The sequence below is a fragment of the Mesorhizobium ventifaucium genome (assembly GCF_935822925.1).
Classification (GTDB): domain Bacteria; phylum Pseudomonadota; class Alphaproteobacteria; order Rhizobiales; family Rhizobiaceae; genus Mesorhizobium; species Mesorhizobium ventifaucium.
The window spans coordinates 1-14,653 of record NZ_CAKXZS010000002.1 but is presented as its reverse complement, the minus strand read 5'-3'; the positions used below and the strand labels follow the sequence as shown (position 1 = coordinate 14,653).

12 protein-coding genes and 1 pseudogene are annotated in these 14,653 nt (G+C 63.4%); 9 read left to right on the top strand and 4 right to left on the bottom strand.

Translation table 11 applies throughout. The annotated features are described in order from the left end of the window. The first annotated feature begins 25 nt into the window (after positions 1 to 25). The 6 genes from NMG70_RS01285 (at position 26) to NMG70_RS01260 (ending at position 7,773) form a co-directional block, all read left to right on the top strand. A complete protein-coding gene (locus NMG70_RS01285) occupies positions 26 to 487 on the top strand; it encodes a (2Fe-2S)-binding protein (protein WP_254022854.1) in 462 nt (153 codons plus the stop codon). A gap of 2 nt (positions 488 to 489) precedes the next feature. Next, positions 490 to 2,763 carry a xanthine dehydrogenase family protein molybdopterin-binding subunit gene (locus tag NMG70_RS01280; protein ID WP_254022853.1) on the top strand — a complete coding sequence of 758 codons (2,274 nt, stop codon included), beginning with the start codon at positions 490 to 492 and terminating at the stop codon, positions 2,761 to 2,763. After that, positions 2,756 to 3,034, top strand: coding sequence for a hypothetical protein (locus NMG70_RS01275; RefSeq protein WP_254022852.1), 279 nt, complete (start codon positions 2,756 to 2,758; stop codon positions 3,032 to 3,034). Before NMG70_RS01280 ends, NMG70_RS01275 begins: the two co-directional genes overlap by 8 nt. Before the next feature lie 121 nt (positions 3,035 to 3,155). Further along, the gene (locus NMG70_RS01270; protein WP_254022851.1) at positions 3,156 to 4,337 is read left to right on the top strand and encodes an efflux RND transporter periplasmic adaptor subunit; all 1,182 of its coding nucleotides are present in this window, start codon (positions 3,156 to 3,158) and stop codon (positions 4,335 to 4,337) included. A gap of 2 nt (positions 4,338 to 4,339) precedes the next feature. After that, positions 4,340 to 7,516 (top strand): efflux RND transporter permease subunit, encoded by a 3,177-nt coding sequence (locus NMG70_RS01265; protein WP_254022850.1) that lies wholly within the window; start codon positions 4,340 to 4,342, stop codon positions 7,514 to 7,516. Positions 7,517 to 7,614: 98 nt separating this feature from the next. Beyond that, on the top strand, positions 7,615 to 7,773 hold the full coding sequence (locus NMG70_RS01260; RefSeq protein ID WP_036267059.1) for a DUF3309 family protein: 159 nt from the start codon (positions 7,615 to 7,617) through the stop codon (positions 7,771 to 7,773). 136 nt (positions 7,774 to 7,909) lie between these two features. On the opposite strand, the pseudogene NMG70_RS01255 reads toward NMG70_RS01260, so the two are convergent. After that, positions 7,910 to 8,866: pseudogene (locus NMG70_RS01255) on the bottom strand (NAD-dependent epimerase/dehydratase family protein); the annotation flags it as partial. A 94-nt stretch (positions 8,867 to 8,960) separates the two neighbouring features. Here NMG70_RS01255 and NMG70_RS01250 point away from each other — a divergent pair. Continuing rightward, positions 8,961 to 9,872, top strand: a complete 912-nt coding sequence (locus NMG70_RS01250; RefSeq protein ID WP_254022849.1) for a LysR family transcriptional regulator — start codon at positions 8,961 to 8,963, stop codon at positions 9,870 to 9,872. On the opposite strand, the gene NMG70_RS01245 is transcribed toward NMG70_RS01250, so the two are convergent. The 3 genes from NMG70_RS01245 to NMG70_RS01235 form a co-directional block, all read right to left on the bottom strand. Further along, positions 9,830 to 11,026, bottom strand: a complete 1,197-nt coding sequence (locus NMG70_RS01245; protein ID WP_254022848.1) for an MFS transporter — start codon at positions 11,024 to 11,026, stop codon at positions 9,830 to 9,832. The two genes, NMG70_RS01250 and NMG70_RS01245, sit on opposite strands and share 43 nt — an antisense overlap. Before the next feature lie 138 nt (positions 11,027 to 11,164). Beyond that, positions 11,165 to 11,473: a DUF1244 domain-containing protein gene (locus NMG70_RS01240; RefSeq protein WP_254022847.1), complete on the bottom strand. Its 309-nt coding sequence runs from the start codon at positions 11,471 to 11,473 to the stop codon at positions 11,165 to 11,167. Between the two features lie 25 nt (positions 11,474 to 11,498). Next, entirely contained in the window at positions 11,499 to 12,296 is a 798-nt protein-coding gene (locus tag NMG70_RS01235; protein WP_254022846.1) for an N-formylglutamate amidohydrolase, read from the bottom strand. Positions 12,297 to 12,537: 241 nt separating this feature from the next. Here NMG70_RS01235 and NMG70_RS01230 point away from each other — a divergent pair, with 241 nt between their 5' ends. After that, on the top strand, positions 12,538 to 13,026 hold the full coding sequence (locus NMG70_RS01230) for a DUF1036 domain-containing protein (RefSeq protein WP_436798328.1): 489 nt from the start codon (positions 12,538 to 12,540) through the stop codon (positions 13,024 to 13,026). Beyond that, positions 13,023 to 14,456, top strand: a complete 1,434-nt coding sequence (pyk, locus tag NMG70_RS01225; RefSeq protein WP_254022845.1) for a pyruvate kinase — start codon at positions 13,023 to 13,025, stop codon at positions 14,454 to 14,456. Before NMG70_RS01230 ends, pyk begins: the two co-directional genes overlap by 4 nt. Positions 14,457 to 14,653: the final 197 nt, after the last annotated feature.

The window sequence follows — 14,653 nt, the reverse complement described above, 5'->3', positions numbered from 1 at the left end:
GTGGACGACAACAAAGGGTATCCCCATGCGCCTCACCGTCGACGGGCAGGCATTCGACGTCAATGCCGATCCCGAAATGCCGCTGCTGTGGGCGCTGCGCGATCTCATGGGCAAGACCGGGCCGAAGTTCGGCTGCGGCATCGCCGCCTGCGGCGCCTGCACGGTGCATGTCGACGGCCAGCCTGTCCGCTCCTGCTCGCTGCCGGTCGGTGAGGTCACCGGCGCGGTCACCACGATCGAAGGCATCGGCACCGAAGGCAAACTGCATCCGGTACAGCAGGCATGGCTGGAAGAGCAGGTCGCCCAATGCGGCTACTGCCAGGCCGGCCAGATCATGAGCGCGGTGGCGCTGCTCGACCAGGTTGCCGACCCGACCGACGCCGACATCGACGATGCCATGGGCGGCAATCTCTGCCGCTGCGGCACCTACCCGAAAATCCGCGTGGCGATCAAACGAGCGGTCGTCCTCAAAACGGCGGGGATCTGACCATGGCCAGTATCGGAAAGATCGCCCGCCGCACGTTTCTCATCGGCGCGGCTGCTATCGCGGGCGGTGTCGCCGTCGGCTATTATTACTACCGCAAACCCTATCCGAATCCGCTGGAAGGCAATCTCGCCGCTGATGAAGCGACCTTCAACCCCTATGTGAAGATCGGCGCCGACAACACCATCACCATCATCGCGCCGCGTGCCGAGATGGGCCAAGGCATCTCGACGACGCTTGCCGCCATGGTTGCCGAAGAGCTCGATGTCGGGCTCGGTCAGGTCAAGGTTGAGCACGGCCCGGCCTCCTACGCCTATTACAACTCAGCGATCCTGGAAGAGGGCGGTCCGTTCGCCTTCTTCGATGAAAGCATGACCGCGGAAATAGTGCGCGCCGGCATGGGCGTGGTCGGAAAATTCCTCGCTCTCCAAGGCACCGGCGGCTCGGCCTCGACGCGCGACGGTTTCGACAAGATGCGGCAGGCCGGCGCCGCTGCGCGGCAGATGCTTATTGCAGCGGCCGCGCAAAAGCTCGGTATAGCTGCTGCCGATCTGGAAACGGCTAATGGCTCGATCCTGCACAAGGCGTCGGGCAAGTCGCTGACCTATGGCGCGGTCGCCGCGACCGCTGCGACAATGGCGCCGCCAGCGGAAATCAGGCTCAAAGACAAAGCCGACTGGAAACTGCTCGGCAAACCGCAAAAACGCATCGACATGCCGGCCAAGGTCACCGGGGCGCCGATCTTCGGCATCGACGTGACGTTGCCGGACATGCTGTACGGCACGGTCAAGATGAGCCCGCGTTTCTGGGCCAAGCCGGTCAAGGTCGATTTCTCCAAGGCCGGGAAAATGCCTGGCGTGATCAAGATCGTGCCGATCGACACGAATTACGGCCACGGCTTCGGCATCATCGCCGAAAACACCTGGGCGGCGTTCAAGGCGGCGGAGGCGATCGACACCGAATGGGCCGATCCCGAATATCCGCTGGATAGCGCCGGCATTTCAGAGGTGCTGAAGCAGGCGCTCGGCACAAAAGGGTCAGTGATGCGCGACGATGGCGATGTCGATACCGCCTTCGCCGACGCGCCGCGCGAAAAGATCGTCGAGGCCGACTACGCGGTGCCTTATCTGGCACATGCGACGATGGAGCCGATGAACGCCACGGCGCGGTTGAAGGACGGCGTCCTCGACATCTGGTGCGGCAATCAGGCGCCGACCTTGGTGCGGCAGCTTTGCGCCAATGCTGTCGGCATTGAGCAGGACAAGGTCAGCGTCCACACCACCTTCATGGGCGGCGGCTTCGGCCGACGTGTCGAGGTTGATTATGCGCTCTGTGCCGCGCTGATGGCGAAAGAAACGGCAGGCCGGCCAATCAAGGTGATCTGGACGCGCGAGGAAGACATGCGCCACGACGCCTACCGGCCGGCTTCTGTCGGCAAATTCCAGGCGCGGCTTGGCGACGACGGCATGCCGGTGGCCATCGACATGACAATTGCCTCGCCATCGATGATAACCAGCACCTTGCGCCGGCTGTTTCCCTCGATATCGCCGCTCGGGCCCGACAAGTCCATTGTCGACGGTGCCCATAACCAGCCCTATACGATCCCGAACTACCGAGTGACCGGCGTCGCCGCACCCGTCTCGATCCCCGTCGGCTCCTGGCGGTCGGTGGGCAGTTCGATCAACGGTTTCTTCCATGAAGGATTTCTGGACGAGATCGCAGTCGCCGGGAAGACCGATCCGGTCGAACTGCGCAAGAAGCTGATGGCTGCCTATCCGGCAGCGGTGAAGGTGGTCGAGAAGGTCGCCGAAATGGCGAAATGGGGCGAGGCGCTGCCCGCCGGCAAGGCCAAGGGCATGACGTTCACGCTGTCCTTCGGCAGCTGGGTCGGCGAGATCGTCCAGGTCGCCGACACGCCGGCCGGAATCCGCATTGAGAAGGTGTGGATCGCCGCCGATGTCGGCACCGCGCTCGACCCCGGCATCATCGAGGCGCAGCTCATCTCCGGCGCCGTCTATGGCCTGTCGGCGGCGATCAGTCAGGAGATTACTTTCGCCGACGGCATGGTCGAACAGTCGAATTTTCACGACTACGATGCCATGCGCATTTTCCAGTGCCCGGCGTTCGAAGTCGCTATCCTGGAGAATTTTCACAAGATGGGCGGCGTCGGCGAAGTCGGCACGCCGCCGGCGGCACCGGCACTCGCCAACGCCATCTTCGCACTGACCGGCAAGCGCATCCGGACACTGCCCATGTCGAAGGAGGTGACCTTTGCATGAAATATTTCCCACCATGCTGACAGCTGCTGCCATCCTGTTTGCGGCCGTGACTTTCGTGACGGCACAAAGCCAGGCAACGGCACCGATGACGGTCGATGCAGCCAAGTGCCTGCCCGAGTGGGACACGGTGTTTTCGTATCCGCGCTGCGCCGATTGCCTATCGCAGACGAACGGCTGCGCTGGTCCGGCGCGCCTCATGGCGGCGGCCGCACCCTGCCCCAGCGAAGTATTACCCATCAACATTTCTGACTATATTGCGGTGCAACTTTGATGTAGAAGCTCGTTCGCCGATCACGGCAAGTTGAACACGGCCTTGCGCGCACCCATATCGGCGACGCGCCCGAGTTAGAAGACGCGGCCTGGCCGAATCCCGCGCACTGGAAAAAACGACGATGCCGAAATACAGGTTTCACAAGCTTGCAGCCATTGTTGTGCTTGTCGGTTTCGCTGCGTGGATGGCGACGGGCGAGTTCTCATCCGTCGGCAGCGCGGCCGCCGACAACGAGCCCAAGGCGGGGGAGGTCGAGCAGCCAAAGGCGGCTGACGCCGGCAACGCCAAGGCCAGTGCGGCAGAACAGCCCAAGGCGACCTTGCGCACCGTCGCGACCATAACTCCGCCCAGGCGTACCTATGCGCGCGCCATCCGGATTTCCGGACTGACCGAAGCCGACAAGCGCGCGGTGCTGGCGACCCGGGTCGACGGCATCATCGACAAGCTGCCGGTCAAGCAAGGACAGCACGTCAAGACGGGCGACCTCGTGCTGATGCTTGCGACCGAGGAAAAGCTTTCGGCGCTCAGCAATGCCAAGCAGCTTGTCGCGCAGCGTCAGGCCGAACTTGATGCGGCCTCGCGGCTGGCGAAAACCGGCAATCTGCCCAAGCTGCAGCTCGACAACGCTCGCTCCACCCTGACCTTAGCGCAGTCGATGCTGGAAGCCATGCAAGCCCAGCTTGATCGCAATGAGGTGAGGGCTCCGTTCGACGGCGTCATCGACCGGGTGCCGGTGGAGCTTGGCAGTTCGGTGATGCAGGGCGGCGAGGTGGCAACCATTCTGAGCCTAGACCCTGTGATCGCCCGCGGCGAGGTCAGCGAGCGTGATCTCGGCTATCTGAAGATCGGCGACAAGGCGAATGTACGGCTGGTCAGCGGCCAGAATGTCGAGGGCACCGTGCGCTACATCAGCCGCGACGCGTCGTCCGCCACCCGCACCTTCCGGGTCGAGATCGCAATCCCTAATCCTGAGGGCACCATTCCCGCTGGGATGACGGCCGAGATCGGGCTGAGCGCGCAGCCGACCGACGCTGTCATGCTGCCGCGCTCCGTGGTGACGCTCGGCGACAAGGGCGACCTCGGCATCCGCGCCGTCGACAAGGATAACAAGGTCGTGTTCTTCCCGATCGATCTTGTCGACGATACGCCAACCGGCCTGGTGCTCGGCGGCATCCCTGCCGATGCGCGCATCATCGTCGCCGGCCAGGAACTGGTGAAGGAAGGCGAAGTGGTCAAGCCGGTCGAGGCTGACCAGGCGACCATCCAGAAGCTGCTGGGCGAAGCGACAGCCGGGACGCAGTAATCATGGATATCGTAAAACTCGCAATCAGCAATGCCAGGCTGACCATTTCGGTGCTGGTGTTCCTTATCCTTGCCGGTGCGGTCGCCTATCAGTCGACACCGAAGGAAGCCGAACCCGACGTTCCGATTCCCATGATGTATGTCAGCCTGATCTATCAGGGCATCTCGCCTGAGGATTCGGAACGCCTTCTGCTGCGGCCGATGGAAGCCAAGCTGAAGAGCCTCAAGGGTCTCAAGGAGATGCGCTCGGCCGCCTTCCAGGGTGGCGGCTATGTGCTGGTCGAATTCCACCCGCAGACGGATCTGGCGACGGCGCTGCAGGACACACGCAGCAAGGTCCAGGACGGCAAGGCCGACCTGCCGCAGGCAGCCGAGGAGCCTGTGGTCTCCGAAGTCAACGTCTCCGAGTTCCCCGTCCTTGTCGTGACGCTGTCGGGCGAGGTGCCCGAGCGCATCCTCACGGCGGCGGCGCGCGAGTTGCGCGACCGCATCGAGGAAGTGCCGGGCGTGCTGGAAGGCGCGCTGCAAGGTGCGCGCGACGATCTCGTCGAAGTTGTCATCGATCCGATGAAACTGTCTTCCTACGGGCTGCAGCTCGAGCAGCTGATCGGCGCGGTCGGCGATTCCAACAGTCTTGTCGCCGCCGGCAACATCGAAGGGTCCGAGGGCAAATACGCGGTCAAGGTGCCGTCGCTGATCGAAACGCCGCAGGACGTGGCGGCGCTTCCGATCGTCGCCGGCCCCAATGCCGTGGTGCAGGCCAAGGATATCGCCACCGTCCGCTCCACCTTCAAGGACGCCGAGACGGTGACCCGTCTTGACGGCAAGCCGGCGATCGCCATCGAGGTGAAGAAGCGCATCGGCTCCAACCTGATCGACACGATCGCCCAAGTGAGGGCCGTGTCCGATGCCTTCATAAGGACCATGCCGGAAGGCATGCACGTCACCTACACGCAGGACAAATCGATCTTCGTCAACCAGTTGCTCGGCGATCTGCAGAACCACGTCATGATCGCCGTGATCCTAGTGTTCATCGTCATTCTCTACGCGCTGTCGGGCCGCGCTTCGCTGCTGATCGGCCTCGCTATTCCATCGTCTTTCCTGATCGGCATCCTGCTGTTGGCCATGATGGGCTACACGATCAACATGATCGTGCTGTTCAGCCTCATCCTGGCGGTCGGCATGCTGGTCGACGACGCCATCATCGTCACCGAATTCGCCGAGCGGCGGATGAGCGAAGGCATGCCCAAGGCGGAGGCCTTCGCGCTTGCCGCCAAGCGGATGGCCGGTCCGGTTATTGCGGCGACGATGACGCGCATCGCCGCCTTCTCGCCGCTGCTGTTCTGGCCGGGCATCATCGGCGACTTCATGAAATACATGCCGATCACGCTGATCGTCACGCTCTCGGCCTCGATGCTTTATGCGCTGGTTTTTGCACCGGCGCTGGGCGCCTTGTTCGCGAAGGCGCCGCCGCATCACGAGAATGACAACCGCGACGGCTGGTACATGGCGGTGGTCAAGCAGGCGGTTCGCTTTCCCCTCACCGTCATTCTGCTCACCGTCGGGCTTTTGTTCGGTGTCGGCTTTGCCTATTCGAAATACGGCGCCGGCGTCGAGTTCTTCCCGAATGTCGAGCCTGACTACGGCCTGCTCTATGTGCACGCCCGCGGCAACCTTTCGCTCGCAGAAATGGATGCCGCCACAACGACCGCGGAAAACCGGCTTCTCGGCTGGCCAGGCGTGAAATCGGTCTATACCCGTGTCGGCAAGACGCAAGGCGGCGGCCAGGATATTCCTGAAGACGTGGTCGGCGTGATCCAGTACGAGTTCGTCGACTGGCGCGAGCGCAAATCGGCGAACGCGATCCTGGACGAGCTGCGCGGCGTCATGGCCGGCATTCCCGGCGTCGACGTCGAGGTTCGCGTGCCCGAGGCCGGCCCGCCCACCGGCAAGCCGATCCAGATCAGGCTTTCGGCCGTCGACCCGAAAGGCCTCGACGACAAGGCGCGCGCCGTCGCCGCGCGCATTGCCAAGGTGCCCGGCGTCATCGATATTTCCGACGGCCTGCCGCCGCCCGGCGTCGACTGGGCGCTCGACGTCGATCGCGCCAAGGCGGCGCAATACGGCATCAGCCCGACCTCGGTCGGAACGGTGGTGCAACTGGTGACGAACGGGCTGAAGCTCAGCGAATACCGGCCAGCCGGTGCTGACGACGCCGTCGACATCAGGCTGCGTCTGCCCGAGGACCGGCGCACGCTGTCGACACTCGATGACCTCAGGGTGCAGACTTCGCAAGGGTCGGTGCCGATCTCGAATTTCGTCGTGCGCAAGCCCGAGCCGACCGTCGGTATCCTCAACCGCATCGACGGCGCGCGCACCGTGGTCGTCCAGGCCAATGTCGCCGCCGGCGAGCAGGTCGCTTCTGTCCAGCAGCAGGTCACCCAGGCTGTCGCCGATATGGATCTCGGCAGCGGTATACGCTGGAAGCTTGCCGGCTCGAACGAGGACAGCGCCGAGGCCAGCGCGTTCCTCAGCAAGGCCTTCGGTGCGGCGATCTTCCTGATCTTCCTCGTGCTCCTGATGCAGTTCAACAAGTTCACCAGCGTCTGGCTGGTGCTGTCCTGCGTGGTCATGGCGACCGTCGGCGTGTTCCTGGGATTGCTGTTGACCGGAGAGGCGTTCGGCATCGTCATGTCGGGCATCGGCGTCATCGCGCTGGCCGGCGTGGTGGTGAACAACAACATCGTGCTGATCGACACCTATGACCGGCTGCGCGAAGAGGGCTGGGACAAGATGGACGCGGTGCTGCAGACCTGCCGCGAACGTGCCCGCCCGGTCGTGCTGACGGCGGTGTCGGCGATCCTCGGCGTGCTGCCGATCGCCTTCGGCCTCGGTCTCGAAATCTTCCATCACGAGACGACGATCAACGCGCCGTCGACGCAATGGTGGATTTCACTGTCCTCGGCGATCGTCTTCGGCCTGTCCTTCGCCACCTTGCTGACGCTGGTGGTGACACCGTCGATGCTGATGGTGTTCACGCGTAGCAAGAACAGCCGCTTCTATGCATTCTTCCGCCGGGTGTTCCGGCGCGGAACGCCAGCCAATGCGACTATGGAGACCTCCGCAAGGCCGGGCTCGCTCGACGAGCCGGAAATCGCCTTCCCGAAGGCCGCCGAATAGGTTGGTCCCTTCAGCCCAGGTAGAAAAGGCCGCCGGGAACAACCCGGCGGCCTTTTGCATTGTCTTGTCATGCGACACCTCACAGCGGGGAGTTTTTCATGACGCTCAGCACCATTCTCGTCATCATTCTGATCCTCATTCTGATCGGCGCGGTGCCGGCATGGCCTCATTCGCGTTCCTGGGGTTATGGTCCCTCCGGCATTGTTGGCGTTATCCTGATCGTGTTGCTGGTGTTGCTGCTGATGGGCAGGATTTGACCCGCAGTTTGGTGCTCGACAAAGTACAGCGCTGCGCGCCTTTTGAGGGCGCAGCGCTGTAGCATTTGATTTTCGCATGGTCCTTTCCGAGCCTCCGGTTCGGATAATCCGTTGGGTAGTGCGGCTTTCCGTTGCAGGCAGCTTTCGAAACGCCGTCAGTCGCGGCGACACCGATATCATCGAGAGCGTCTGCCACCGCCCTATCCAGCGGCGTATGCGGGATTGTGCCGATGATGCCTTCCAGCCTTGCCGAGACCAGCCGGTGCGGTTCGAAGCGAAGGTAGGACATCGAGACGATCTCGCGCCACATTGCCACGAACGGGCTGCCAGCGCGCAGCACCCACCACGGCATCGACGTGAGTTTCAGCGTGCGCCCGAGCGCTTTTTCCGCGGCCGCCTTGATCTCGAGATCGGTGACGGCGTGGCCGGGAAAGTTCAGCGCTTCGTAGGAGCCGAGCTTGTCGAGATTCTCGGCTAGCCCGACAAACGCCTTGGCCAAGTCCGGAAGGTAGGCCCACTCATGCACGAGATCGACCGGCCCGGGAGCGGTATAGACGCCCTTGTCCATCTTGGCGGCCACAACCAGATCGAACTACGCTCCGGTGCCGGTGCCGCCGAAGAAATCGCCGGCTCGCAGCAGAATGGTTCGCACTCGACCCGCTTCGGCCTCTCGGCGAAAGAGGTCTTCCATGGCGACGCGGATGCGGCCCTTTTCCGTCGTCGGGTGGAATGGCGTGTCTTCGGTGATGAGCGCCGGCATCGACGAGCCGTAGATGTAAACGTTGCCTGGAGCGAGGTGCAATGCGTCGTTCGCCCGGCACGCGGCCATGACGTTCTCGGCCATCGGCAGGCACTTGCCCCAATCGGTATAGATCGGGTTGAGGCCGTTGAAGATGATGTCGACGCCTTCGGTGGCGCGGATAAGCGCTTCGCGATCGAGCCCGTCGCCGGCGACGGCTGTGGCGCCGGTGAGTTCTGCCGGTATCTTGCCGCTGCGGGTGATGGCGCGGACATCATAGCCAGCGTCGATGAATGCCTTGGAAACCACGCGGCCGAGCCGGCCATTGGCACCCAGAATTGCGATCTTGGTCATGTTTCGTCTCCGTGTTTGCGTTACGGCCACAACATGGTCCGCTCGCAAACGAATAGAAATTGACTGAAGTTGGCGTTGTGATATTCAGTTTTGAATGGAAATCGACTGGAACCTGATCAAGAGTTTCGTCACCGTGGCGGAAACCGGAAGCCTGTCCGCTGCCGCGCGCAAGCTGGCTGCAAGCCAGCCGACGCTCGGCCGCCATATCGCCGAGCTGGAGCAGGCGCTCGGTGTCACCCTGTTCCGGCGCGGGCGGCGCGGCTACGCCCTGACGGAAGCCGGCAGTACGCTCTATGAACGCGGCCGGGCGGTGAGCGAGCAGGCGAGCGCCTTTTCGCTGTTGGCGCTGGGATCGGTCGAGGCGATCGAGGGCACGGTGCGCATTGCCGCCAGCGAGGTGGTGGCGGCCTATGTCCTGCCAGAGATGACGGCTCGGCTGGGCGCCGAGGAGCCCGGCATCGAGGTCGAGATCGTCGCGTCGAACCAGGTTGAGAATCTTTTGCGCCGCGATGCCGACATCGCTATCCGCATGGTCAAGCCGGCACAGAACGAGCTGGTGGCGCGTAAAGTGGCAGACATTCCGCTCCGCGCCTGCGCGGCAAAATCCTATCTCGACCGCCGTGGCCGTCTGCGCGAACCCGGCGATCTTGCCGGCCACGATCTGATCGGCTTCGACCGCAGCGATGAGATCATTCGCGGCATTGCCCAATTCGGTGTCCCGCTCACGCGCAATGCCTTCCGCTTCAGGACCGACAACCAAATCGTGGTGTGGGAGGCGGTGCGGGCGGGAAACGGCATCGGCTTTGGCCAGGAGCCGCTGGCCGATCGCGATCCGCTGGTGGAGACAGTGCTGCCAGGCCTGGCGCTGCCGACTCTGCCGGTATGGCTGGCCATGCACCGCGACGTGCGCACCAGCGTTCGCATCCGCCGTGTCGCGGATTTCCTCTACGAGGAGCTAAAACGCTATTCGGCCGGGGCCGCGTCAGGGGCGAATTCAGCGCGGTGAGCTAGCCCGGCCATCAAAAACACGACGACCAGCAGCCCCGACAAGGCGACGAAGATCGGACCGAAGCTTGAATGCTCGGCGATGAAGCCGATTGCCGACGGCGCCACCAGGATGCCGGAATAGCCCATTGTGGTGACGACGCTCATGCCGGTGCCGGTCGACATGCCTTCCTGGTTGCCGCCGGCCGAAAACAGGATCGGCACCATATTGGCGATGCCGAAGCCGCAAAGCGCAAAAGCTGAAATGGCGAGCCAGGGCGAGGGCGCCAGTCCGGCCACCAGCATGCCGGCGGCGGCGACGAGCGCCGAAACCCGGAGCGTCGTCACGGCACCGAAACGGTTGCGGACGCCGTCGCCAAAGAAGCGCATGACGGCCATGACGGCGGAAAACGCGGCATAGGCAAGGCCAGCGATGGCAAGATCGGCGCTCAGTTCCTGTTGCAGGTAAAGCGCCGCCCAGTCGAGCACCGCGCCCTCGGAGATCATCGTCAGCAGCGCCATCAGCCCGACCAGATAGACCAGCGGATTTCCAGGCAGCGCGAATTTGCGATGCCCGATGACCCCCGATGATCCTTGGGGCGACTTGTCCTCGGCGATCAGGTAGCGGACTGCCACTGCAATCACGGCAAAAGCGAGCGCAGTCACCACCGTCGCATGGGCAAGATGACCGTAATTCTGTATGGCGAGGCCACCGAGAGCGCCGCCGGCGAAACCGCCAAGACTCCAGAAGCCGTGCGAGGACGACATGATGGCGCGGGACAAGCGCCGCTCCACCGTGACCGCATTGGCGTTCATGGCGACATCCATGCCGCCGATCGAACCGCCAAAGATGAACATGGCGACCGCCGCCAGCGGCACGTTTGGAGCCAGCGCCACAACCAGCAGGCCGAAGCTGCCGATGAGACCGAACCAGCGCAGCACGGCGCGCGACCCATGCCTCGAGATCAGGTGGCCGCACCAGGTCATCGCTGTGACCGCGCCGGCGCCGAACAGCAGGATCAGCAGGCCAAGCGTGAACTTGCTGATATCCAACCGGGTCAGGACCACCGGGATCTGCGGCGCCCAGGCGCCGGTCAGAAAGCCATTGGCCAGGAAGATGGCCGCCACGGCCCATCGTCCACGAATGGCGGTCTGCATGCGGTTTAGCGTGTCCATCGTGTAGAATCCGATGCGAAAAATAGCTCTCGCGCGGCAAATTAGATCGATTCAATCCCCAGTCAAGCGCTCGTTCTTGAAAGTGCTTGGGCCAAAAAGCGAAAAAGGGCCGTCCCGTTCGCGCCTCTCCGGGGAGACTCAGTGATCCCTGGGGCGTCTTGCCTCGAACGCGGCCTTCTTGACATCGGAGGCGTCGGTCTGGTTGAGCGCCTGCCATTCGGCATAGGGCATGCCGTAGATGATCTCGCGCGACTGGTCCTTGCTGAGATCGACACCCTCGGCCTCCGCGGCGTCGCGATACCAGTTGGAGAGGCAATTGCGGCAGAAGCCGGCGAGGTTCATCAGGTCGATGTTCTGCACGTCCGTGCGTTGGCGCAGATGCGCGACCAGCCGTCGGAAGGCGGCGGCTTCGAAATCGCGTTTCTGCTCGTCGCTGAGTTCGGTCATGTGTTCTTGGCCTCCTTGGGCCTCCTTAGAGCGGCCCGGTGCGCGAGCCGAATCGTCTGATCTGATGCATATCGGGACGGCGGTTGATCGCGTCAACGATCGGCGCCAGCCGTTCGGCCCAGGCGACCGCATCCTGCCGATCGGCGATCAGGTCCTGACGGATTTCGATCAGCGCATGGGCAAAGCCGTTGACGATGGCATGCCTGAACATGGTGTCGCCACGCAGCGCGCCGTCGTAGGGCTCGTTGTCGCCGACGATAAGGCTTTTGTCCTCGGCGAGCATGTCGATCAGCGGTCGCGCCACCCGGTCGTCGCGATCCCACAAGATACCAACATGCCAAGGGCGCACGAACCCCTGCATGAACGGGGTGAAGGAATGTACCGACAAGATAAAAGGGGCGCTTGCGCAGGCCTGCGCCACCGAGGCGATCATGGCGCCGACCGCATCGTGGTAGGGCCGATAGAAGCCGTCGAGCCGCCTTTCGCGCTCTTCCCAGACCAAGGGATAGTTTCCCGAAATGACAGTGCCGTCATAGAGTTGGCGGATCAGCGTCGGATCATCCTCACCGCGATTGGGATCGATCAGAAGCCGCGAAAAATTGGCGAGTACCGCCGGCACGCCGAGCAAAGCGGCCAGTTCGCGCGTCACCGTCTCGACACCGATGTCGTAGGCGATATGGCGGTCGAATTCCGCCGCCGGCAGGCCGAGGCTGCCATACTCTTCCGGCAGGTCGCGACGGGCGTGATCGGCCAGGAGCACGATGCCTCGCTTGCGGTCGCCCTCGACGATGTCGAAAGGCGCGAAAACTGTGGATCGGGTCATCGGCGGGAAATGGTCTGTTCGCTGAGGGGAGGATGGTATCGTCATTCCACGAAGGGGACGATTACGCAATGCCGTCGTTTGGCCACGGTTTCTGCGGAAATCTGGCGGAAGGCGATAGAGCGTGCGCTAGAGGCCTTTCTAAATCGATTGGAATTGAGCAAAAGGGCGCGTTGACATGCGCCCCGACTTTTCCGAAAAGGGGCGTTGAGAGATGCAAATGTGGTTCTTGAGAGGTTTCAGGATGGGTTCCGCCGGCAGGCCGCGCTTGCGCTATGGCTTCGCCATGCCGCTCCTGACCTTTGCCGTGGGCTTCGTGGCGATGGTTGCTGCCTCGCCGGCGCGCGCCGATTTCCGTGTCTGCAACGCCACGCAGAACCTGGTCGGCGTCGGCATCGGCTATCGCGCCAAGGCCGGCTGGATCACCGAAGGCTGGTGGCACATCGAGGGATCGAGCTGCAAGACGCTGATCGAAGGCCCGCTGTCATCAAGATTTTACTATCTTTATGCAGAAGACGCCGAGCGCGGCGGGCGCTGGGATGGTCCGATCAACATGTGCGTGGCCGAAAAAGAGTTCAAGATCGCCGGCGTTAGCGATTGCGTCGCCCGGGGCTTCCAGCGCGCCGGATTCCAGGAATATGACACGGGCGAGCAGGCAAGCTGGATGGTCCAGCTGACCGATGACCCCGCAACGGGGGGCGTTCCAGCCGCTCCGGGAACAAACAGTCAATGAGACGCAGCCGCAAGGTCAAGATACTCGCCACCATCGGTCCGGCCTCCTCCTCCGAGGACATGCTGAAGAAGCTCTTCGAAGCCGGCGCCGACGTGTTTCGCATCAATATGAGCCACACCGATCATGAATTGATGCGCACACTTGTCGGTCGCATCCGCACCGTAGAGAAAGCGGTCGGCCGGCCAATCGGCATTCTCGCCGACCTGCAGGGACCCAAGCTTCGGGTCGGCAAGTTTGTCAACGGCAAGGCGACGCTGACACTCGGCCAGACCTTCACGCTCGACGACAATCCCGAGCCCGGCAACTCGACCAGGGTCTATCTGCCCCATCCGGAAATCCTGAGATCGGTCGAGGCCGGTGACCGCCTTTTGATCGACGACGGCAAGCTCGAGCTGAAGGCGGTGAAGAGCGACGGCAAGGCGATCGTCTGCACCGTCGTCGCCGGCACCAGCATCTCCGACAAGAAGGGCGTCAGCCTGCCCGACACCGACCTGCCGGTCGGCGCGCTGACCGAAAAGGACCGCAGCGATCTCGATGCTGTGCTGGCCACCGGCGTCGACTGGGTGGCGCTGTCGTTCGTGCAGCGGCCCGAGGATCTGGCGGAAGCGCGCAAGATCGCGCGCGGCCGGGCGCTGATCATGGCCAAGATCGAAAAGCCCCAGGCAGTCGCCAGGCTGGCCGAGATCATCGAACTTTCGGACGCACTGATGGTTGCCCGCGGCGACCTCGGCGTCGAAATGCCGCTCGAAGCCGTGCCCGGCATCCAGAAGCAGATCACCCGCGCCGCGCGCCGCGCCGGCAAGCCGGTGGTGATCGCCACGCAGATGCTGGAATCGATGATCACCGCGCCGGTGCCGACCCGCGCCGAGGTGTCTGACGTCTCGATCGCCGTGTTCGAAGGCGCCGACGCCGTCATGCTCTCGGCCGAATCCGCGGCCGGCGCCTACCCGGTCGAGGCGGTGGCGATGATGAACCGCATCGCCAGCAAGGTCGAAACCGACCCGACCTATGCCGGCATCATCAACGCGCAGCGCTCGGAGCCGGAAGCGACCGGCGCCGACGCCATCTCGCTCGCCGCCCGCGAAATCGCCGAGACGCTGAAACTGTCGGCGATCATCAGCTATACGGCCTCGGGCACGACCGGCCTGCGCGCCGCGCGCGAGCGGCCGCAGGTGCCGATCGTCGCGCTGTCGCCGATCGTCAACACGGCGCGGCGGCTGTCGCTCTTATGGGGCACGCATTGCGTGGTTTCGCCCGATGCCATCGACCTCGACGACATGGTCGACCGCGCCTGCCGCATCGCTTTGGACGAAGGGTTCGGCAAACCCGGCGATCGGGTCATCATCACCGCCGGCGTGCCGTTGAGGACGCCCGGCTCCACCAACATGCTGCGCATCGCCTATATCGGATCGGACGTGCAGGCCCGCTAAAGCGCGTCGCGGGTGAATGGATTCATGCGACGCGCTTTAAGTTATTGCTTTTATGCATGTCGTTATCGCAAAACCGCTGCGCACCCTCGGTCCAAGCCCGTGGCGTGCTTCTGCGCGACATGCCTTAGGCCGCTCAGCCTGGCCGTCGCTTCGAATGATTTCAGCGAGGTTGCTCTAGAGCGTTTCCAGATTTGACG